At 74.3% G+C, this 22,636-nt stretch carries 3 protein-coding genes and 2 pseudogenes; 4 read left to right on the top strand and 1 reads right to left on the bottom strand.

Features of this window, described 5'->3' with window-relative positions; translation table 11 throughout:
- Positions 1-36: 36 nt before the first annotated feature.
- The 4 genes and pseudogenes from ACZ4TR_RS16220 to ACZ4TR_RS16205 all read left to right on the top strand — a co-directional run.
- A pseudogene (locus ACZ4TR_RS16220) lies at positions 37-8,847 on the top strand (type I polyketide synthase); the annotation flags it as partial.
- 40 nt (positions 8,848-8,887) lie between these two features.
- Positions 8,888-19,261, top strand: a pseudogene (locus ACZ4TR_RS16215) (type I polyketide synthase); the annotation flags it as partial.
- Positions 19,254-20,012 (top strand): thioesterase II family protein, encoded by a 759-nt coding sequence (locus ACZ4TR_RS16210; RefSeq protein ID WP_465287762.1) that lies wholly within the window; start codon positions 19,254-19,256, stop codon positions 20,010-20,012. The pseudogene ACZ4TR_RS16215 and the gene ACZ4TR_RS16210, both read left to right, overlap by 8 nt.
- A gap of 12 nt (positions 20,013-20,024) precedes the next feature.
- Complete coding sequence (locus tag ACZ4TR_RS16205) at positions 20,025-21,278, top strand: activator-dependent family glycosyltransferase (RefSeq protein ID WP_465287761.1); 1,254 nt, start codon at positions 20,025-20,027, stop codon at positions 21,276-21,278.
- A 60-nt stretch (positions 21,279-21,338) separates the two neighbouring features.
- Here ACZ4TR_RS16205 and ACZ4TR_RS16200 read toward each other — a convergent pair whose 3' ends face one another.
- The gene (locus tag ACZ4TR_RS16200) at positions 21,339-22,526 is read right to left on the bottom strand and encodes an aminotransferase class I/II-fold pyridoxal phosphate-dependent enzyme (protein ID WP_465287760.1); all 1,188 of its coding nucleotides are present in this window, start codon (positions 22,524-22,526) and stop codon (positions 21,339-21,341) included.
- Positions 22,527-22,636 lie beyond the last annotated feature (110 nt).

The raw sequence follows: 22,636 nt of genomic DNA, 5'->3' as shown, positions 1-22,636 counted from the left end.
AACGAGAAGAAGCTGCTCGACTACCTCAAGAAGGTCACCACCGACCTGAGGGCGGCGAACCAGCGGCTGCGCGAGGTCGAGGAGTCCGACGCCGAGCCGGTCGCGGTGATCGGCATGGGCTGCCGGTTCCCCGGCGGCGTGCGCACCCCCGAGCAGCTGTGGCAGCTCCTGGCCGCCGGCGGCGACGGCATGTCCGGCTTCCCGACCGACCGCGGCTGGCCCGCGTCGCTGTACTCCGGCGACGCCGGGCAAGCGGGCACCAGCTACGTCCGCGAGGGCGGCTTCGTCTACGACGCGGCGGAGTTCGACCCCGGCTTCTTCGGGATGAGCCCCCGTGAGGCGCTGGCCACCGACCCGCAGCAGCGGCTGCTGCTCGAGACGGCGTGGGAGACCGTCGAACGCGCCGGGATCGACCCGCTGTCGTTGCGCGGCACGAAGGCGGGCGTCTTCGTCGGCGGCACGTCCACCGGCTACGGCTCCGGCCTGACCGCGCTGCCGGAAGGCGTCGAAGGGTACCTGCTCACCGGCAACTCGACCGCGGTGATCTCCGGCCGGGTCGCCTACCAGCTCGGGCTCAAGGGCCCGGCGGTCACCGTGGACACCGCTTGCTCGTCTTCGCTGGTCGCGCTGCACTGGGCGGCCCAGGCGCTGCGGCGCGGCGAATGCTCGCTGGCGCTCGTCGGCGGCGTGACCGTGATGTCGACGCCGGGCATGTTCCTCGAGTTCAGCCGCCAGCGCGGGCTCGCCCCGGACGGGCGGTGCAAGCCGTTCGCGGCCGCGGCCGACGGCACCGGCTGGTCCGAGGGCGTCGGGCTCGTCCTGGTCGAGAAGCTGTCCGACGCACTGGCCAACGGGCACCCGGTGCTGGCCGTGCTCCGCGGGTCCGCGGTCAACTCCGACGGCGCGTCGAACGGCCTCACCGCGCCCAACGGACCGGCGCAGCAGCAGGCCATCCGGGCCGCGCTGGCGAGCGGCGGGCTCACGCCGTCCGATGTGGACGTCGTGGAGGCGCACGGCACGGGCACCACGCTGGGCGACCCGATCGAGGCGCACGCGCTGCTGGCGACCTACGGCCAGGACCGCGACCGGCCGCTCTGGCTCGGCTCGGTGAAGTCCAACATCGGCCACACCCAGGCCGCCGCCGGCGTCGCCGGCGTGATCAAGATGGTGCTGGCGCTGCGCCACGAGTTGCTGCCGCGCACGGTGCACGTCGACGAGCCGTCGCCGCACATCGACTGGTCGGCCGGGTCCGTCGAGCTGCTCACCGACAACGTTCCGTGGCCGGCCGGGGAGACTCCGCGCCGGGCCGGCGTTTCTTCGTTCGGCATCAGCGGGACCAACGCGCACGTGATCCTGGAAAGCTACGACGCGGTGCCTGCCTCGCCGGCTTCTTCGCCCGGCGGACCGGTGCCCCTGGCGTTGTCCGCGCGGACTGGCGAAGCCCTGCGCGAGCAGGCCGTACGGCTGCGCGAACACCTGCTCGGTCACGCGGAGCTGCCCCTCGCCGACACCGCGCTGTCCCTGGCCACGGAACGGTCGGCGTTCGAGCACCGCGCCGTGGTACTGGCCGCCGACGTCTCCGAGGCCGTGACAGCACTGGACGCACTGGCGGCCGGCGAGCCCGCACCGTCCCTTGTGGAGGGTGTCGCGCCGGGCAAGGCCGGCAAGACCGCGTTCCTCTTCTCCGGCCAGGGTTCCCAGCGGATCGGCATGGGCGCCGGCCTGCGTCGCGCGTTCCCGGTGTTCGCCTCGGCCTTCGACGAGGTGTGCGCGGGCTTCGGCATTCCGCTGGCCGAAGTGATCTCGGGCGAGTCCCTGGACGACACCGGGTACACGCAGCCCGCGCTGTTCGCGGTCGAGGTCGCGTTGTTCCGGCTGCTGGAGTCCTGGGGCGTGAAGCCGGACTTCCTCGCCGGGCACTCCATCGGTGAATTGGCCGCGGCACACATCGCCGGAGTCTTGACGCTGGCCGACGCCTGCAAGCTGGTCGCCGCCCGGGCGCGGTTGATGGCCGCTCTCCCGGCCGGCGGCGGGATGGTCGCCGTGCAGGCCACCGAGGACGAGGTCACGCCGTTGCTCGGCGAGCGCGTGAACCTCGCCGCCGTCAACGCGGCCGACTCCGTCGTCCTGTCCGGCGACGAGGACGCGGTGCTCGCGGCCGCGGCCGAACTGGCGTCCCGCGGTCGCAAGACGAAGCGGCTCGCCGTGTCGCACGCCTTCCACTCGGTGCTGATGGAGCCGATGCTGGCCGAGTTCCGTCAGGTCGTGTCCGGGCTGAGCTTCTCGACGCCGAAGATCCCGATCGTCACCGGCGAAGCCGCCGATCTGACCGACCCGGAGTACTGGGTGCGCCACGTGCGCGAGCCGGTCCGGTTCGCCGACCGCATGACGGCCCTGGAGGCTCGTGGTGCGACGCGGTTCGTCGAGGTGGGCCCGGACGGGACCCTCACCGGCATGGCGAGCGTGCCCGTCGTGGCGATGCTGCGCGCGTCGCGCGACGAGCGGGAGTCGGTGCTGTCCGCGCTGGCCGAGCTGCACGTCCGGGGTGGCGCGCCCGACTGGACCGCGCTGCTCGACGGCGCTCGCCGCGTCGAGCTGCCGACGTATGCCTTCCAGCGCGAGCGGTTCTGGCTGACCTCGCCGGAGTCCACCGCGGTCGGGGACGTCGACGCCGACCGCTTCTGGTCGGTGGTCGAGCGCCAGGACCTCGACGAGCTGGCCGCCACCTTGGACATCCCGCCGGAGACGCCGCTGAGCGACGTCCTGCCCGCGCTGGCGTCCTGGCGGCGTCGTCACCACGACGAGTCCACAGTGGACCAGTGGCGGTACCGGATCGACTGGCGGCCGGTGACGGGGACGACCGCGACCCGGTTGTCCGGTCGTTGGCTCGTGGTGGCGCCAGAAGGCGCCGGCGACGTCGTCGAGGGTCTGCGCGACCGGGGCGCGGACGTACGGCACGTGGCGGCTGTCGCCGCCCTGTCAGGGGACGAACCTGCCGGAATCCTCTCGTTGGTGGGCGTGGAGGACACCCTCGCGCTGGTCCAGGTCCTCGGCTCGCTGGGGTGGTCCGCGCCGCTGTGGTGCGCGACCCGGGGCGCGGTCTCGACCGGCCGGTCCGATCCCCTCGCGCACCCGGAGCAGGCGCAGGTGTGGGGCCTCGGCCGGTCCGCCGCGGTGGAGCACCCGCGCCGGTGGGGCGGCCTGATCGACCTGCCCGAGCGCCTCGACGGCCGTGGCCTCGACCGCCTGTGCGGAGTGCTCGCCGACGGCGCCGAAGACGAGGTCGCCATCCGGCCCGCCGGGGTCTTCGGCCGGCGGCTCGTGCGCGCACCGCTGTCCGCCGAATGTCCTGAGTGGACAGCGAGCGGCACGGTGCTGATCACGGGCGGTACCGGAGCGCTGGGCGGCCACCTCGCGAGCTGGGCGGTCGCGCGCGGGGCGTCGCGAGTGGTGCTGGCGAGCCGTCGTGGCCCGGCCGCGGTCGCACCGACCGCGCCCGAGATCACCGTGGTGGCCTGCGACTGCACCGATCGGGACGCGGTCACCGCGCTGGTGGACTCCCTGCCGGACCTGAGTGTCGTCGTGCACGCGGCGGGCGTCCTCGACGACGGCGTGCTCGACGGCCTCACCCCCGAAAAGCTCGACCGCGTGCTGCGCGCCAAGGCCACCACCGCCCGGCTGCTGCACGAGGCCACCACCGAGCGCGAGCTTTCGGCGTTCGTGCTGTTCTCCTCGCTGGCGGGCACCGTCGGCTCGGCCGGGCAGGGCAACTACGCGGCGGCGAACGCGTACCTCGACGCCCTGGCCGCGTACCGGCGTGCGCGCGGGCTTCCGGCGACCTCGCTGGCTTGGGGCCCGTGGGCCGACGCCGGGATGGCCGCCGACGAAGCCGTCAGCGACCGGCTGCGGCGCGGCGGTCTCGCACCGCTGACCCCTGAACTCGCCTTGTCCGCGCTCGACCGGGCGCTGGGCGCGGGAGACGTCACGGTCGCGCTCGCCGACGTCGACTGGCGGGTTTACGGGCCGGGTCTCACCGCCGTGCGGCCGAGCCGCCTGCTGACCGAACTGCCCGAAGCGGCCGCCGGAACCCCGCCGGTGGAACTGTCCGGACTCTCCGAAGCGGACCTGCTGACGCTGGTGCGCCGGCAGGTCGCGGCGGTGCTCGGGTACACCGAGGAGGTCGCCGCGGACAAGTCGTTCGCCGATCTCGGGTTCGATTCGCTGACCGCCGTCGAACTGCGCAACCGGCTCGGCCTGGCCACCGGGACCGAGCTGCCCGCGACGCTGATCTACGACTACCCGACCGCCGCCCACCTGGCCCGGCACCTGGCGGGCACGTCGAGCGAGGCGCCGGTCGCCGAGCGGGCGGCGGTGTCCACCGAGGACCCGATCGTCGTCGTGGCGATGGGCTGCCGGTTCCCGGGCGGCGTGCGGACCCCGGAGGACCTGTGGGAGCTGCTGCATTCCGGCGGTGACGCGGTTTCGGGCTTCCCCGCCGACCGCCACTGGGACATAGCCGGCCTCATGGCCGCCGGGGTCGTCACGGGCGGCGGCGCGTTCGTCGACGGCGTCACGGAGTTCGATCCGGCCTTCTTCGGCATCTCGCCGCGGGAAGCCCTGGCGATGGATCCGCAGCAGCGGCTCGTCCTGGAAACCGCCTGGGAGACCCTGGAACGCGCCGGGGTCGACCCTTCGGGTGGTCCGGACATCGGTGTCTTCCTCGGCACCAACGGGCAGGACTATCCGGCGGTGCTCGCGGGCTCGGGCGAGGACTTCGGCGGGTTCGTCGGCACCGGGAACGCGGCTTCGGTCGTCTCGGGCCGGGTGTCGTACGTGCTGGGCCTCGGCGGCCCGGCGGTGACCGTGGACACGGCGTGCTCGGCGTCGCTGGTGGCGCTGCACCTGGCCGCGCAGTCGGTGCGCTCGGGCGAGTGCGCGATGGCGCTGGCCGGCGGCGTGACGGTGATGGCGACGCCCGGCGCGTTCGTCGAGTTCTCCCGCCAGGGCGGGCTCGCGGCGGACGGCCGGTGCAAGGCCTTCGCCGACGAGGCGGACGGCACGGGCTGGGGCGAAGGCGCCGGCGTCGTGCTGGTCGAGCGGCTGTCGGACGCGCGCCGGCTCGGGCACCCGGTGCTCGCGGTGCTGCGCGGCTCGGCGATGAACCAGGACGGCGCGTCCAACGGTCTCACGGCCCCGAACGGTCCTTCGCAGCAGCGGGTGATCCGGGCGGCGCTGGCGAGCGCGGGCCTGGCACCGTCCGATGTGGACGCTGTCGAGGCGCACGGCACCGGCACCGAGCTGGGCGACCCGATCGAGGCCCAGGCGCTGCTGGCGACGTACGGCCGCGACCGCTCGCAGCCGTTGTGGCTGGGGTCGCTGAAGTCCAACATCGGCCACACGCAGGCGGCGGCGGGGATCGCCGGCGTCATCAAGATGGTCCTCGCGCTGGAGCACGGCGTCCTGCCGAAGACCCTGCACGCGGACCGGCCGTCGCGGCACATCGACTGGGACAGCGGCGCGGTGGCGCTGCTGACCGAGACGCAGCCGTGGCCGCGCTCGGAGCGGCCGCGTCGCGCGGGCGTGTCGTCGTTCGGCTTCAGCGGCACGAACGCGCACGTCATTCTCGAAGAGCCGCCGGTCGTGGAGGTTCCGGACGCTCCCGCGCCGGACGTCGTCTGGCCGCTCTCGGGCCGGTCGGAGACGGTGCTGCGTGCCCAGGCCCGGCGGCTCGCCGAGTTCGTCGAAGCGTCGGACGTCGCCCCGGCGGATGTCGCACGTTCGCTGGCGGCCCGGACGGTGTTCGGCCATCGGGCGGTCGTGACGGGCACCGACCTGCTCGCCGGGCTGACCGCGGTCGCTTCGGGCGCGAAGCACCCGGGCGTCGTCACCGGGCGGGCCGGCGACGGGGCGACCGGGCTGCTGTTCGCCGGCCAGGGCTCGCAGCGTGCCGGGATGGGGGCCGGGCTGTACGCGCGGTTCCCCGTGTTCGCGGACGCGTTCGACGCGGTGTGCGCGGTGCTCGACGCTTCCTTGGAGCGGCCGCTGCGGGACGTCGTGTTCGGCGACGCCGCGGCGCTCGACCGGACGGGGTACACCCAGCCCGCGCTGTTCGCGCTCGAGGTCGCGCAGTTCCGCCTGCTGGAGTCGTGGGGCGTCCGGCCGGACCACCTGGCCGGGCATTCGATCGGCGAGCTGGCCGCGGCGCACGTCGCCGGGGTGTTCTCGCTGGCGGACGCGGGCAAGCTGGTCGCCGCGCGGGCGAGCCTGATGCAGGCGCTGCCCGGGGGCGCGATGCTCGCCGTGCAGGCCGCCGAGCAGGACGTCGTCGAGGTCGCGGCGGGGCGCGCGGACCTGGCGGCGGTGAACGGGCCCCGGTCGACCGTGCTGTCCGGCGACCCGGCGGCCCTCGCCGAGATCGCCGCCGAGCTGACCACGCGCGGGGTGAAGTCTAGGGATTTGCGGGTCTCGCATGCGTTTCACTCGGCTCATATGGACGCGATGCTGGAGGAGTTCGCCGAGGTGGCGCGCGGGATCGGCTATGCCGGGCCGCGCATCCCGATCGTGTCCACGGTGACCGCGGACGCCGACTTCACGGACCCGCAGTACTGGGTCCGGCAGGTGCGCGAGCCGGTGCGGTTCGCCGCGGTGGTCGAGACGCTGCGCGAGGCCGGCGTCACCCGGCTGGTGGAGCTGGGCCCGGACGGCACGTTGTCGGCGCTGGCCGAAGGCGCGGCCCCGATGTTGCGCAAGGACCGCCCGGAGCCGGCGACGGCGATGCTGGCGCTGGCGTCCCTGCACGTCAGTGGCCCTGCGGTGGACTGGGCGCCACTTTCGGAGGGCGTGCGGCAGGTCGCGCTGCCGACGTACCCCTTCGAGCGGCAGGTGTTCTGGCCCGAGCCGCTGGTCCCGGTGACCTCGCCGGCCGGCAGCAAGCAGTACCGGGTGTCGTGGAGTTTGATCGCGGACCGGCCGCGGGCGGCGTTGTCCGGTCGCTGGCTCGTCGTGGTCCCGGCCGGGTTTGAAGAAGAGCCGCTGGTGAAGGCGGCGCTCCCGGCACTGCTCGAGGCGGGGGCCGAGCCGGTGCCGCTGACACTGGGCGAGCCGGATCGCGATGCTGTCGCCGCTGAGCTGCTCGGCCTCGGTCCGGTCGCCGGCGTCCTCTCGCTGCTCGGCCTGGCCGGGCACCCCACCCCCGGCCAGCCGTCCGTGCCGCTCGGCCTGGCGCTCAGCACCACCCTCCTCCAAGCCCTCGGGGACGCCGGCTTCGACGCCCCTCTATGGGCCGTCACCACCGGAGCCGTCGCCGTCGGAGCCGAAACTCCCGCGCAGCCGCTGTCCGCCGGGATCTGGGGCCTCGGGCGGACCGCCGCGCTGGAGCACCCGGACCGGTGGGGCGGCCTGGCCGACCTGCCCGCCGAACCCGGGGAACCCGAACTGACCCGGCTCATCGCGGCCCTAACCGGAACCGGAACCGGGGCCGGCGGCGAAGACCAGCTCGCCATCCGCCCCGAGGGCACCTTCGCCAGGCGGCTCGTGCGCGCCCCGCGCGAGGCGCCCGCCGAGCCCTGGACCCCGACCGGCCCCGTGCTGGTCACCGGCGGTACCGGCGCGCTGGGCGCCGAAGTCGCCCGGTGGCTGGCGCGCACCGGGGCGCCGCACGTCGTCCTCGCCGGGCGGCGGGGGCCCGCCGCGCCCGGGACCGCCGAACTGGAAGCCGAGCTCAGCGCGCTGGGCGCCAAGGTGACCATCGCCGCCTGCGACTTCACCGACCGCGCCGCCACGGCCGAGCTGCTGGACTCGCTGCCCGGTCTCGACGCCGTCGTGCACGCCGCCGGCGTCCTCGACGACGGCGTCCTGGACTCCCTGACGCCGCAGCGGCTCGCGACCGTCCTCAAGTCCAAAGTGGACTCCGCGGTCAACCTGGACGAGCTGACGCGCAACCGCGACCTGTCCGCCTTCGTGCTGTTCTCCTCCCTGGCCGCCACCCTCGGCGCGGCCGGGCAGGGCAACTACGTCGCCGCGAACGCCGTGCTCGACGCCCTCGCCGAGCACCGGGCCGGCCTCGGCCTGCCCGCCACCTCGATCGCGTGGGGCCCGTGGGCCGGCGCGGGCATGGCCGCCGGCACCGGCACCCGCTCCGAACGCGGCGGCATCCGTCCGCTGACCCCGGACGTCGCCACCGCGGCCCTGCATCAAGTCCTCGGCGGCAGCGACACCGTCGTCGCCGTGGCCGACGTCGACTGGGCGCAGTTCGCCCCCGGCTTCACCGCCGTCCGGGCCGCGCGGCTCCTCGACGACCTGCCCGAGGCCCGCCGCGCGCTCGAGACCGCCGTCAAGCCCGAGCCGGACTTCCGGGCGAAGCTCGACGCGCTGACCGGGCCCGAGCGGGACCGCGCACTGCTCGACCTGGTGCGCGCCGAGGTGGCCGCCGTGCTCGGGTACGCGAGCCCGGCCACAGTGGACCCCGGGCTGGCGTTCAAGGAACTGGGCCTCGACTCGCTCACCGCGGTCGAGCTGCGCAACGGGCTCGCCGCCGTCACCGGCCTGTCCCTGCCCGCGACGCTCGGGTTCGACTACGCCAACCCGGCGGCGCTGGCCCAGCACCTCGGCCGCGAACTCGGCCCGGCCGACCCGGCCGCGGCGGCCGAAGCCGAGCTGGACCGGATCGAAGCGGCCTTCGCCGCGCTGACCGCCGAGCAGCTGGCCGGCACCCGAATCACCGCCCGACTGCAGGCGCTGCTGGGCCGGCTGGGCACGGGCCCGGCGGAGAACACCCGGCAAAAGCTCGAGACAGCGAGCGAAACCGAGATCTTCGACTTCATCGACAACGAGCTGGGACTCGCGTGACGCGCGAGGTCGCCGGCGGGCGGGGTGCGACGTGAACGAGGAGAAGCTGCTCGGGTACCTGCGCAAGGTCACCGCCGACCTGCACGAGACCCGGGAACGCCTGCGGGAGGCCGAATCCGCCGCGCCCGAGCCGATCGCGATCGTGGCGATGGCCTGCCGGTTCCCCGGCGGCGTCGAGACGCCCGAAGACCTCTGGCGGGTGCTCGAGACCGGCACCGACACGCTGACGGACTTCCCGGACGACCGCGGCTGGGACCTCGACGCGGTCTACCACCCCGACCCGGACCACCCGGGCACGAGCTACGTCAGCCAGGGCGGCTTCGTCCGTGACGCGGGCGCGTTCGACGCGGGCTTCTTCGGCATCTCGCCCCGCGAGGCCCTGGCGATGGACCCGCAGCAGCGGCTCCTGCTCGAAACGTCGTGGGAAGCCCTGGAACGCGCCGGGATCGACCCGCTGTCGCTGCGGGGCGAGCCGGTCGGCGTGTTCGCCGGGACCAACGGCCAGGACTACCCGGGGCTGCTCAGCCTCGTCCCCGGCGCCGGCGACGGCTACGAAAGCACCGGCAACGCGGCCAGTGTCCTTTCCGGACGGATCTCCTACGCGCTCGGCCTGGAGGGCCCGGCCGTCACGGTCGACACGGCGTGCTCGTCCTCGCTGGTCGCGCTGCACTGGGCGGCGCGCGCGCTGCGCGAGGGGGAGTGCGATCTCGCGCTCGCCGGCGGCGTCACGGTCATGACGACGCCCGGCGCGTTCATCGGCTTCAGCCGGCAGCAGGGCCTGGCCGCGGACGGCCGCTGCAAGGCGTTCGCCGACGGCGCGGACGGCACGGGCTGGGGCGAGGGCGCCGGCGTCGTGCTGCTGGAGCGGCTGTCCGACGCCCGGCGCAACGGGCACCCGGTGCTTGCGATCGTCGCGGGTTCGGCGATCAACTCCGACGGTGCGTCGAACGGGCTCACCGCCCCCAACGGGCCCTCACAGCAACGGGTCATCCGCGCCGCGCTCGCCGACGCGGGCCTGTCACCGTCCGATGTGGACGCCGTCGAGGCGCACGGCACCGGCACGTCGCTGGGCGACCCGATCGAGGCGCAGGCGCTGCTGTCCACCTACGGCGAGCACCGGCCCGCGGGCCGGCCGCTGTGGCTCGGCTCGATCAAGTCGAACCTCGGCCACACCCAGGCCGCCGCCGGCGTCGCCGGGGTCATCAAGATGGCCCTCGCGCTGCGCAACGGTGTCCTGCCGAAGACCCTGCACGTCGAGCAGCCGACGTCGCGAGTGGACTGGACGGCCGGCGACGTCCGCGTGCTGACCGAGCCGGTTCCGTGGCCGGAGGACGGGCGGGTGCGGCGCGCCGGTGTCTCGGCGTTCGGCGTCAGCGGTACCAACGCCCACGTCCTCCTGGCCGCGCCCCCGGTCGAAGACCCAGCGCCAGGCCCAGAAACCACGCCCGACGTCGTTCCGTGGGTCCTTTCCGGACGGTCGGAAGCCGCGCTTCGCGCCCAGGCCGCCCGGCTCGCCGGTGTCGAAGGCGATCCGGCCGGGATCGGGCTGGCACTCGCCACCACCCGCTCGGCCTTCGAGCACCGGGCCGTGCTGGTCGGCGACGCGGCCGAACTGGCTGACGGCGTGCGCGCGCTGGCGAAGGGCGACGACGTGCCCGGGCTGGTCCGCGGCGCGGTCGCCGAAGGGCTGACCGCGTTCCTGTTCACCGGCCAGGGCGCGCAACGCGCCGGCATGGGCCGCGAACTGCACGACCGTTTCCCGGTCTACGCAGGCGCGTTCGACGAGATCTGCGCGGCGTTCGACCGGCACCTCGACCGTCCGCTCAAGACCGTGGTCTGGTCCGGCGACGACCTCGACGAGACCGCGTACACCCAGCCCGCGCTGTTTGCCGTCGAGGTCGCGTTGTTCCGCCTGCTGGAGTCCTGGGGCGTGACGCCGGACCACCTCGCCGGGCACTCCATCGGCGAGCTGGCGGCGGCGCACGTCGCGGGCGTGTTCTCCCTCGCCGACGCCGCCGAGCTGGTCGCGGCACGCGGACGGCTGATGCAGGCGCTGCCGGCCGGGGGCGCGATGGTGGCCCTCCAGGCCACCGAGGACGAAGTGACGCCGCTGCTCACCGGCGCCGTCTCCCTCGCCGCGGTCAACGGCCCGGACTCGGTCGTGGTGTCCGGTGAAGAGGTAGCGGCAAGCGAGGTCGAGCGGCACTTCGCCGCCCTCGGCCGCCGGACCCGGCGGCTCACCGTGTCCCACGCCTTCCACTCGCCGCTGATGGACCCGATGCTGGCGGAGTTCGCCCGGGTCGCCGAGCGGATCACCTACGCCCGGCCGCGGCTGCCGATCGTCTCGACGGTGACCGGGACGCCGGTGACCGACGAACTGACCACCCCGGGCTACTGGGTGCGGCAGGTCCGGGAGCCCGTCCGGTTCGCCGCCGCCGTGGCGGCGCTCGCGGCCGCCGGGACCACCCGGTTCCTCGAGCTGGGCCCGCACGGCGTCCTCGCCGCCATGACCGAGGAGTGCCTGCCCGGCACGACGGTCGCCTCCCTGCTGCGCAAGGACCGCGACGAGGTCCGGACCGCCCTGTCGGCCGTCGCGAGGGTGTACGTCCGCGGCGCGCGAGCCGCCTGGGGCGAGCTGTTCACCGGCGTGCGGGCACAGGCCCTGCCGACGTACGCCTTCCAGCGCGAAACCTACTGGCCCGACCTGCCCAAGCCGGTCGGCGGCGCCGCCCGGGACTCGCTGCTCACGCTCGACTGGGTGCCCGTTCCCGCGGGGGAGCCGGTCCCGGCGGCGTGGGCCGTGCTCGGCTCCGGCCACCGCGAACTCGGCGCCGCCCTGTTCGCCGAGCTGGGCGCGCTGGCCTGCCACCCCGATCTCGACAGCGTCGCGGAGGCGGGTGCGCTGCCCGACGTCCTCGTTGCCCCGTTCCGCTCCCGGTCCGAAGAGGACACTCCCGGCGAGGCGGCTGGTCGAGCGCTGCGGCTCGTGCGGGCCTGGCTGGCCGACGACCGGTTCGACGGCCGCACCCTGGTGGTGCTGACTCAGGGCGCCGCCGTCGCCGAAGGGGTGACGGACCTCGCCCAGGCTCCGGTGTGGGGCCTGCTGCGCTCGGCGGCCGCCGAGAACCCCGGCCGGTTCGTGCTCGCCGACGTCGACGACCCGGCGTCCGCGCGGCTGCTTCCCGCCGCGCTCGCCACCGGCGAACCCCAGTTCCTGCTGCGCGAGGGCGAGGTCCGGGCCGCGCGCCTGGCCAAGCTGACTTCGTCCGAGGCGGGCCCGTCCGCGTCGTTCGGTCCGGACGGGACGGTGCTCGTCACCGGCGGCACCGGGGCGCTGGGCGCGCTCGTCGCCCGCCACCTGGCCACCCGGTACGGCGTCCGGCACCTGCTCCTGGCCAGCCGGCGCGGTCCGGACGCCGACGGCGCGGCCGAGCTGGTCGCGGATCTCGTCGAGCTGGGTGCCGAGCCCGTCGTCGCGGCCTGCGACGCCGCCGACCGCGACGCGCTGGCGGCGCTGCTGGCGAGCATCCCGGAGGACCGGCCGCTGACCGGTGTCGTCCACGTGGCCGGCGTCCTCGACGACGGTGTCGTGTCCGCGCTGACCCCCGAGCGCCTGGACACCGTGCTGCGGCCCAAGATCGACGCCGTCACCCACCTGCACGAACTGACCGCCGACGCCGCGCTGACCGCGTTCGTCGTGTTCTCGTCGATCTCCGGCACGCTCGGCCCGGCCGGGCAGGCGAACTACGCCGCGGCCAACGTCTGGCTCGACGCGCTGGCCCGGCACCGCCGCGACCACGGCTTGCCCGCGCTCGCGCTCGGCTGGGGGCTCTGGGAGCAGTCCGGCGGCATGACCGACGCGCTCGCCGATCGCGACCGCCGCCGGCTGGGTGCCACCGGCATGATCCCGCTGTCCACGGTGGAAGGCTTGCGGCTGTTCGACGCGGCCTGCCGCGCCGGAGAGCCCGCGGTGCTGCCGATCCGGTTCGACTTCGCCGTGCTCGGCGCCGCTCCGGTCCTGCCGCCGGTGTTCGCCGGGCTCGTCCCGCCGCGCGCCCAGCCTGCTGCCGAACCCGCCGCCGACCGGCCCGCCGACGTGCTCGACGTCGTCCGCACCGCGGTGGCGCTCGTGCTCGGCTACGCGAACGCGGCGGCCGTGGCGCCGGACCGGGCGTTCAAGGACCTCGGCTTCGACTCGCTGACCGCCGTCGAACTCCGCAACCGGCTCGCCGCGGCCACCGGACAGCGGCTGCCCGCGACGCTGATCTACGACTACGCCACCCCGAACGCCCTGGCCGCGCACCTGGCCGGCGACGCGGGGACGGCAGCACCGGTGGCCGTCGCCGCCCGGACCGACGACGAACCGATCGCGATCGTCTCGATGGCCTGCCGGTTCCCCGGCGGCGTCCACACCCCGGACGAGCTGTGGACGCTGCTCGCCGAAGGCCGCGACGCCATCGGCGGCTTCCCGGCCGACCGCGGCTGGGACCTCGACGCGCTCTACGACCCGGACCCCGACAGCGAAGGCACGTCGTACGCCCGCGAAGGCGGTTTCCTCGACGACGCCGCGTTGTTCGACCCCGCCTTCTTCGGGATCTCGCCCCGGGAAGCCCTCGCCATGGACCCGCAGCAGCGGCTGCTGCTCGAGATCTCCTGGGAAGCCCTCGAACGCGCGGGCATCGACCCGGAGTCGCTGCGCGGTCAGCCCGTCGGCGTGTTCGCCGGGACCAACGGCCAGGACTACCCGGCGCTGCTCGCGCTGTCGCCGAAAAGCGCCGAAGGCTACCTCGGGACCGGCAACGCCGCGTCCGTGCTGTCGGGCCGGATCTCCTACGCGCTCGGGCTCGAAGGCCCGGCCGTCACCGTGGACACGGCGTGCTCGTCGTCGCTGGTCGCGCTGCACTGGGCGATCCAGGCGCTGCGCGCGGGGGAGTGCTCGCTCGTGCTCGCCGGCGGGGTCACCGTGTTGTCGACGCCGGGCTCGTTCGTCGAGTTCAGCCGGCAACGAGGCCTCTCGCCGGACGGCCGCTGCCGCGCCTTCTCCGACGACGCGGACGGCACCGGCTGGGGCGAAGGCTCGGGAATGCTCGTGCTGGAACGGCTTTCCGACGCGCGGCGCAACGGGCACCCGGTGCTCGCGGTCGTGCGCGGCAGCGCGGTGAACCAGGACGGCGCGTCGAACGGCCTGACCGCCCCGAACGGTCCGTCACAGCAACGGGTGATCCGGGCGGCACTGGCGAGCGCGGGCCTGCGGCCGTCCGATGTGGACGCCGTGGAAGCGCACGGCACCGGGACGTCGCTGGGTGACCCGATCGAGGCCCAGGCGCTCATCGCCACCTACGGCCAGGACCGCGACCGGCCGCTGTGGCTGGGTTCGATCAAGTCCAACGTCGGCCACACGCAGGCGGCGGCGGGCGTGGCCGGGGTCATGAAGATGGTGCTGGCCCTGCGTCACGGCCTGCTGCCGCAAACGCTGCACGCCGACGTGCCGTCGTCCCACGTGGACTGGTCCGGCGGTGCGGTCCGGCTGCTGTCCGAGCCCGTGCCGTGGCCGGACGACGACCGCGTGCGCCGCGCCGGCGTGTCCTCGTTCGGCGTGAGCGGCACCAACGCCCACGTGATCCTGGAGCAGGCCCCGGAGCGCCCCAATGTGGCCTTGGTTGCGTCTGACGCACCGAAGGCCACATTGGGTGCGTCTGACGCACCGAAGGCCACATTGGGGCGCTGGGTGCCCTGGGCCGTGTCGGGGCACAGTCCGGAGGCTCTGCGTGGCCAGGCCGAGCGGTTGCTGAGCCACGTCGAGACACATGGTGGCGAGCCCGCCGAGATCGGCGCCGCGTTGGCGGGTCGCACGGTCTTCGACCACCGGGCGGTCGTCGTCGGCGCCGACCGCGACGAGCTGGTCCGCGGGCTCGCCGCCGTGGCCGCCGGCCGGCCTGCGCCCGGCGTCAGCACGGGCGTGCGGGCCGAGGGTGACACGGCGTTCCTCTTCACCGGCCAAGGTGCGCAGCGGCTCGGCATGGGCGCCGGGCTGCGCCGCGAGTTCCCGGTGTTCGCCGAAGCCTTCGCCGAAGTGTGCGCCGAGTTCGACAGCCACCTCGACCGGTCGCTCCTGGACGTCGTCGACACCGAACCCGAGCTGCTCGACCAGACCGGCTACACCCAGCCCGCGCTGTTCGCGGTCGAAGTGGCCCTGTTCCGGCTCCTGGAGTCCTGGGGCGTCCGCCCCGACCGGCTCGCCGGGCACTCGATCGGCGAGCTGGCGGCCGCGCACGTCGCGGGCGTGTGGTCGCTGCCCGACGCCTGTGCCGTCGTCGCCGCGCGGGGCCGTCTGATGCAGGCGCTGCCCGCCGGGGGCGCGATGCTCGCGATCGAGGCCACCGAGGCCGAAGTCGTCCCGACGCTGCCCGCGGGCGTCGAACTCGCCGCGGTCAACGGCCCGGCGTCCGTCGTGGTCTCCGGCGCCGAGGACGGCGTCCTGGAGGTCGGGCGGCAGTGGGCCGGACGCAAGACGCGGCGCCTGCGCGTCTCCCACGCCTTCCACTCACCGCACGTGGACGCGATGCTCGCGGAGTTCGGCCGCGTCCTGGCCGGCGTCACGTTCTCACCGCCCGCCATCCCCATCGTCTCGACACTGACCGGCGAGCCGGCGACCGCCGGTGAACTCGCCTCGCCGGAGCACTGGCTGCGCCAGGCCCGGGGAACCGTGCGGTTCGCCGACGCCGTCGCCACCCTCGCCGGGCTGGGCGTGACCCGGTTCGCGGAGCTGGGACCGGACGGCGTCCTCACCGCGATGGCCGCCGCCTGCCTGGACGGCGGGCAGCTGGTCACCGCGCTGGTGCGGAAGGACCGAGACGAATCGAGTGAACTGCTGACCGCGCTGGCCAAACTGCACGTCGACGGATCCACAGTGGACTGGCGGACCGTCCTCGGCGGACCCGGCGATCCGGCGGAGCTGCCGACGTACGCCTTCCAGCACGAGCGGTTCTGGCCGGAGTTCTCCCTCACCCCGGCGGGCGACGTCACGATGGCGGGCCTCGACCGCCCGGACCACCCGCTGCTCGGCGCGTCGGTCACGAACGCCGAGGACGGCGCCGTGGTGTGCACCGGCCGGATCTCGCCGCGCACCCACCCCTGGCTCGCCGACCACGTCGTCGCGGGCAGCACGCTGTTCCCCGGCACCGGGTTCGTCGAGCTGGTCCTGCGCGCGGGTGAACAGGTCGGCGCGGGCGGCATCGACGAGCTGGTCATCGAGACGCCGTTGCCCCTGCCCGCCCGAGACGGCGTCCAGCTGCAGGTCGTGCTCGGCGCACCGGACGAGGCGGGCACCCGGCCGGTGACCGTCCATTCGCGACTCGACGACGAGCCGTGGACCCGGCACGCCGGCGGCCGGCTGGCCGCCGAACCCGGTCCCGTCCCCGAAGACCGGACGGAGTGGCCGCCGGCCGGAGCCGAGCCCCTGGACCTCGACGGCCTCTACACCGGCGGCCCGGACGGCGGGTTCGGCTACGGCCCGGCCTTCCAGGGCCTGCGCGCGGCCTGGCGGCTCGGCGACGAGGTGCACGCCGAAGTGGCCCTGCGGCCCCAGGAGCACGCGGACGCGGCCCGATCCGGCCTGCACCCGGCGCTGCTCGACGCGTCGCTGCACGTGCTGGGCACGGTCGCCGAGTGGGCGGGCCGGAACTACCTCCCGTTCTCCTGGAGCGGGGTGACGCTGCACGCGAGCGGCGCCACCGCGGTCCGGGTCACGGTCACCCCGAACGGCCACGACACCGTCAAGCTGAGCCTGGCCGACCCGGCCGGCCGCCCGGTGGCGTCGGTCGACGCGCTGGTCCTGCGCCCCCTGGTGGCCGGGGCGGTGCGGCCGGCGCGGAAGGCGCCCGAGTCGTTGTTCCGGCTCCACTGGCGGCCGGTCGCGGCGACCCCGGCCGACGCCGTCGCGCGACGGTGGGCCGTCGTCGGCGACGACCGCCTCGGGGTCGGGCCGGTGCTCGACGCGGGCGGCGCCACGTGTGAGTCCTATGTGGACCTCGATGCGCTCGGCGCCGCGGTCGGTCTCGGCATGGCTGTGCCGGAAGCGGTCCTGGTGGTCCGGACCCCGGCCGCCGGCGAGCTGCCGGACGTCGCCCGGGCGGCCGCGCACGACGTGCTCTCGCTGCTGCGGGACTGGCTGGCCGACGACCGGTTCGCCCCCTCCCGCCTGGTCGTGGTGACCCGGGGCGCGGTGGCCGCCGCGGCCGGCGACGACGTCCCCGGCCTGGCGTGCGCGCCGCTCTGGGGCCTGGTCCGCTCGGCGCAGGCGGAGCACCCCGGCCGGGTCCGGCTGATCGACCTCGACGACCACGCCGCGTCCGCCGCGGCGCTGCCCGCCGCGGTCCTCTCCGACGAGCCCCAGCTCGCCGCTCGCGAAGGCGCCCTGCTCGCTGCCCGGCTGACCCGGGCGACCACCGAGGCCACCACCGGGAAGCGCCCGTTCGGCCCGGACGGCACGGTGCTGCTCACCGGCGCCACCGGCAGCCTCGGCCGCGTGCTGGCCCGGCACCTGGTCACCGCGCACGACGTCCGCCGCCTCGTGCTGACCAGCCGGACCGCGGCGGGTGCCACCGACCTGCGGGACGAGCTGACCGCGCTGGGCGCGGACGTCCGGCTCGCCGCCTGCGACACCGCGGACCGCACCGCGCTCGCCGGACTGCTGGCGGACGTTCCCGACCTCGCCGCGGTCGTGCACGCGGCCGGCGTGCTCGACGACGGCGTCCTGTCCTCGCTCACCCCCGAGCGGATGGACGCCGTCCTGCGGCCCAAGGTCGACGCCGCCTGGCACCTGCACGAGCTGACCGCGGACCGGAACCTCTCGGCGTTCGTGCTCTTCTCCTCGGTGTCGGCGACCTTCGGCGCGCCCGGGCAGGGCAACTACGCCGCGGCGAACGCCTTCCTCGACGCGCTCGCCGCCCACCGGGCCGGCCGCGGCCTGCCCGCCCAGGCCCTGGCCTGGGGCCTGTGGGAGACCGGGATGAGCTCCGCGCTGGACCCGGCGGACCGGAAGCGGATGTCGCGCGGCGGCGTCCACGCGCTGCCCGTCGAGCAGGGGCTGGCGTTGTTCGACACCGCCACCGCGCTCGCCGAACCCGCGCTGGTCCCGGCGAAGCTCGAGCTCACCGGGCTGGGCGGCTCGGTCGCTTCCGTCCTCAAGGGGCTCGTACGGCCGGCCCGGCGCGCCGCGACGGGCGCCGCCCCGGTGTCCGGCGAGGCCGCCCTGCGCGCCGCGCTGGCCGGGAAGCCGGAGCCGGACCAGCAGGCGATCCTGCTCGACCTGGTCCGGGTCACCGCGGCCACCGTGCTGGGCCACGCCGGGCCGGATGCCGTGCGCCCGGACGTCGGGTTCCTCGTCGCCGGCTTCGACTCGCTGACCGCGGTCGAGCTGCGCAACGCCCTCGGCGCGGCCACCGGCCTGCGGCTGCCGCCGACGCTGGTCTTCGACTTCCCGGCGCCGGCGGACCTCGCCGCACACCTGCGCACCGAGCTGAACGTGGCTTCCGCCGCGCCGGTGGCGTCCACTGTGGACGCCGGCGAGACACTCGGTGCGTTGTTCCGCACGGCCTGCGAGCTCGGCAAGATGAAGGAGGGCTTCGAGCTGCTGCAGAACGCGGCGCTGCTGCGGCCCACCTTCGACACGGCCGCCGACCTGGCGCGGCAGCCGGGTTCGGTGCAGCTCGCGGCCGGGGAGCGCGCGCCGAAGCTCATCTGCTTCAGCTCATACGTGGCGCTGGCCGGGGTGCACCAGTACGCCCGGTTCGCCTCGCCGTTCCGCGGCGACCTCGACGTCCACGCGCTGCCGGCGCCGGGCTTCGTCAAGGGCGAGGCGCTGCCGAACAGCGTCCGCGCGGTCGCCGAGGTCCAGGCGGACTCGGTGCTGCGGGCCGCCGACGGCGCGCCGTTCGTGCTGCTCGGGTCGTCGTCGGGCGGGATGCTCGCGCACGCCGCCGCCGAGCTCCTCGAAGAGCGGGGCACGCCGCCCCTGGCCGTCGTGCTGCTCGACAGCTACCTGCCGCGCGAGGACTCGCCGCTGGACCGCTTCCGCGACGAGCTGTTCGGTGGCATGTTCGACCGCGAGGAGGTGTTCGCGCCGATGGATGTCGCCCGGCTCTCGGCGATGAGCTGGTACTTCCGGCTCATGGCCGGCTGGGAACCCGCGAAGCTGTCGGTGCCGCTCCTGCTGGTCCGCTCGTCCGAACCCCCGGTCGCCGACGAGCGGCTGGCCCCGGCGGACTGGCAGACGCACTGGGACACCGCCGACACCGTCGTCGACGTGCCCGGCAACCACTTCACCATGGTCGAAGACCACGCCGCCACCACCGCCGCGACCGTGCGCGGCTGGCTCGAGACCACCCTGAGGACGGAGTTCACGCATGACTGAGAACCCGGAGCTGTGGCTCCGCCGCTACCACGACGCGGACGCGGGTGCCGTCCGGCTGTTCTGCCTGCCGCACGCGGGCGGTTCGGCCAGCTTCTACTTCCCGATGTCCGCCGGGCTCGGCCGCTCGGTCGAGGTCCTGTCCGTGCAGTACCCGGGCCGCCAGGACCGCCGGCTGGAGCCGGGGATCGACAACCTTCCCGGGCTCGCGGACCGGGTCGCCGAGGTGCTGGCGGAGCGGACCCGCGAGCCGTTCGCGCTGTTCGGCCACAGCATGGGCGCCACGCTGGGGTTCGAGGTCGCCACCCGGCTGGAGCGGAACGGCGTGACCCCGCTGCACCTGTTCGCCTCCGGCCGGCGCGCACCCTCCTGCCGCCGCGACGAGTCCGTGCACCAGCTCGACGACGACGGGGTCATCGCCGAGGTGCGCAAGCTCGGCGGCACCAACGCGGCCGTGCTCGGCGACGAAGAGATCCTGCGGATGGCGCTGCCGGCGATCCGCAACGACTACAAGGCCGCCGAAACCTACGTCCGGCAGCCGGGACCGAAGCTGAGCACCCCGATCACCGTGCTGACCGGCGACGCCGACCCGAAGACCACCCTCGACGAGGCGCGGGCCTGGCAGGAGCACACCGACGGCGAGTTCGAGCTGAAGGTGTTCGACGGCGGGCACTTCTTCCTCGCCGACCACCAGCCCGAGGTGCTGCGGCTCATTTCCACGCGGCTCGCGGGCACGTTGTCCCGCCACCACTGAAAGGCACTCGTCGTGCGCGTGTTGTTCGTGACGCTGGACGAAAAGTCCCACCTGTTCTGCATGGTCCCGACGGCTTGGGCGCTCGTCGCGGCCGGGCACGAGGTGCGGGTGGCCGCGTCGCCGGGGTTCACCGACGTCGTCACCGGCACCGGCCTGACCGCGGTGCCGGTCGGCGTGGACAACACGATGCACGAGGGCATGAAGCAGAACCGCGACGCCCAGGAAGCCGACATCGCGAACTGGAACGACACCGACCCGGCGTCGCACACGTGGGAGGCGCTGCACCAGCGCTACACGTTCACCGTGTGGGCCGGGTTCGCCATCTACAACGACGAGATGGTCGGGGACCTGGTCGCGCACGCGCGGGAGTGGCAGCCGGACCTGGTGGTCTGGGACGCGCTGACCTACGCGGGCGCGATCGCGGCGAAGGCCTGCGGCGCCGCGCACGTCCGGCAGCTGTGCTGGGCCGACGTCTGGTGCGCCATGCGCGCGACCTTCCTCGAGCTGATGGCCGAACAGCCGCCGGAGCAGCGGGAAGACCCGCTCTTCGACTGGCTCGACCTGACCGGCCGGCCGTTCGGTGTGGAGTTCGACGAAGAGCTCGTCACCGGCCAGGCGACCATCGACCCGCTGCCGGAGTCGCTCGGCGCGCGCTCCGGCGTCCGGCGGCTCCCGGTGCGGCACGTCCCCTACAACGGCCGGGCCGTGGTGTGGGACTGGCTGCGCGAACCGCCGACGCGGCCGCGGGTGTGCCTGACGCTGGGTTCGTCCAACACGGACGCCTTCGGCGGCGACTACGTCTCGATTCCCGAGATCCTGGCCGCTTTGTCTGCTTTGGACATCGAAGTGATCGCCGCGCTGGTGCCCGAGCAGCGGAAGGCCCTCGGCGAAGTGCCGGCGAACGTCCGGGTCGTCGAGTCCGTCGCGCTGCACACGGTGCTGCCGAGCTGCGCGGCGATCGTGCACCACGGCGGTTTCGGCAGCTACGGCGCGGCGCTGGTGGCCGGCGTCCCGCAGCTGACGGTCACCACGCCGATCGCCGACCACCTCCTGCGTCCCCAGCGCCTGGTCGACGAAGGCGCGGGACTGTTGTTCACCCACAACGGCTTCACCGCCGGCGATCTGCGGTCCGCCGTGGCCCGGCTGGTCGGGGAACCGGAGTTCACGGCCAACGCGCGCCGCCTGCGCGACCTCGCGCTGGCCCAGCCGACTCCGCACGAGCTGGTGGCCGACCTGGAGAAGCTGGTCGCGGCGCGAACGCAGTGAATGACTCATTCCTTGCGTCCGGCGCCAGGAATGAGTCATTCACTGCATCGCTGCCCCGAGCTAGCGGGCCAGGCGGCGGCGGATCTCCGGGGCGTGCTCGAGTGCGAAGGTCACCAGGGCCGAAACTTCGCTGACCTGCTCACTCGTGACCGACGGTCCCGTCGGCAGCGTCAGCACGCGCCGGGAGAACGCGTCGGTGGCGGGCAGCGAGACCGGCCGCTCGGTCCGGTACGGCTCGCACTCGTGGACGCACGGCGAGAAGTAGCGCTGCGCCAGCACGTTGTCCGCCCGCAGCAGCTCGAGGATCGTGTCGCGGGACAGCCCGCACTCGTCCTCGTCGACCTTCACGACGTTGTACTGGTAGCTGTTGCGGTTCTCCTCGTCATAGCGGTGCATCTCCAGGCCGGGCAGCCCCGCCAGCTCGGCCGCGTACTGCTCGTAGTGGGAGCGGTTGGCGGCGATGGTGGCGGGCAGCGCGTCGAGCGAGGTCAGGCCCATGGCCGCGGACGCCTCGCTCATCTTGGCGTTGGTGCCGGCGAACTCGGTGACGTGCTCCTCGCCCCAGCCGAAGTTGTGGGTGTAGCGGGCGCGCTGGGCGAAGTCGTCGTCGTTGGTGACGATCGCGCCGCCCTCGAAGGTGGTGACGACCTTCGCCGCGTGGAAGCTGAACATCTCGGCCTTGCCGAACCCGCCGAGGGGCTGGGAGCCGAAGCTGCAGCCGATGCCGTGCGCGGCGTCGAAGAAGAGGGTCAGGTTGTGCAGCTCGGCGATCTTCTCCAGCTCTTGGATGGCCGCCGGCTGGCCCCACAGGTGCACGCCGACCAGCCCGGTCGTGCGCTCGGTGACCAGGCGCTCGACCTGCTCGGGGTCGATGCACCCGGTCGCCGGGTCGAGGTCGCAGAAGACCGGCGTCAGGCCGAGGTAACGCATCGCGTGCGCGGTCGCGACGTAGGTCATGGACGGCATGATGACCTCGCCGGAGAGCCCGGCCGCCCGGGCCATGACCTCGAGTGCGATCGTGCCGTTGCACGTGGCGACGCAGTGCTTCGCCCCGGCGTGGTCGGCGATCCGCGCCTCGAACTCCTTGACCAGCGGGCCGCCGCTGGTGAGGCGCCCGCTGTCGAGCGCCACTTCGAGCCGCTCGTAGAATTTCGCCCGGTCCCCGGTGCTCGGCTTTCCCACCACCAAGGTCTTTTCGAAGGCCATCGGGCCGCCGAACAGTGCCAGGTCGTCAACGCTGGTCTTCATGAAAGGTCCTTCCCCAGGGGTCGCGGTCTGCCCTTTCCCGCGATGACGTGCATTTCGTTGCTTTGCAACAGCTGTTGAGATCCCCCTCGTGCGGTCGTCTGCAGGATAAG

The organism is Amycolatopsis sp. NPDC028719, from assembly GCF_055565395.1.
Note: the sequence above shows the minus strand (reverse complement) of the source record. Positions and strands in the feature narration are given on the sequence as shown.

Coding starts and splice junctions, on each gene's coding strand:
- ACZ4TR_RS16210 (WP_465287762.1), top strand. CDS start 19,254: ATGACTGAGAACCCGGAGCTGTGGCTCCGCCGCTACCACGACGCGGAC.
- ACZ4TR_RS16200 (WP_465287760.1), bottom strand. CDS start 22,526: ATGAAGACCAGCGTTGACGACCTGGCACTGTTCGGCGGCCCGATGGCC.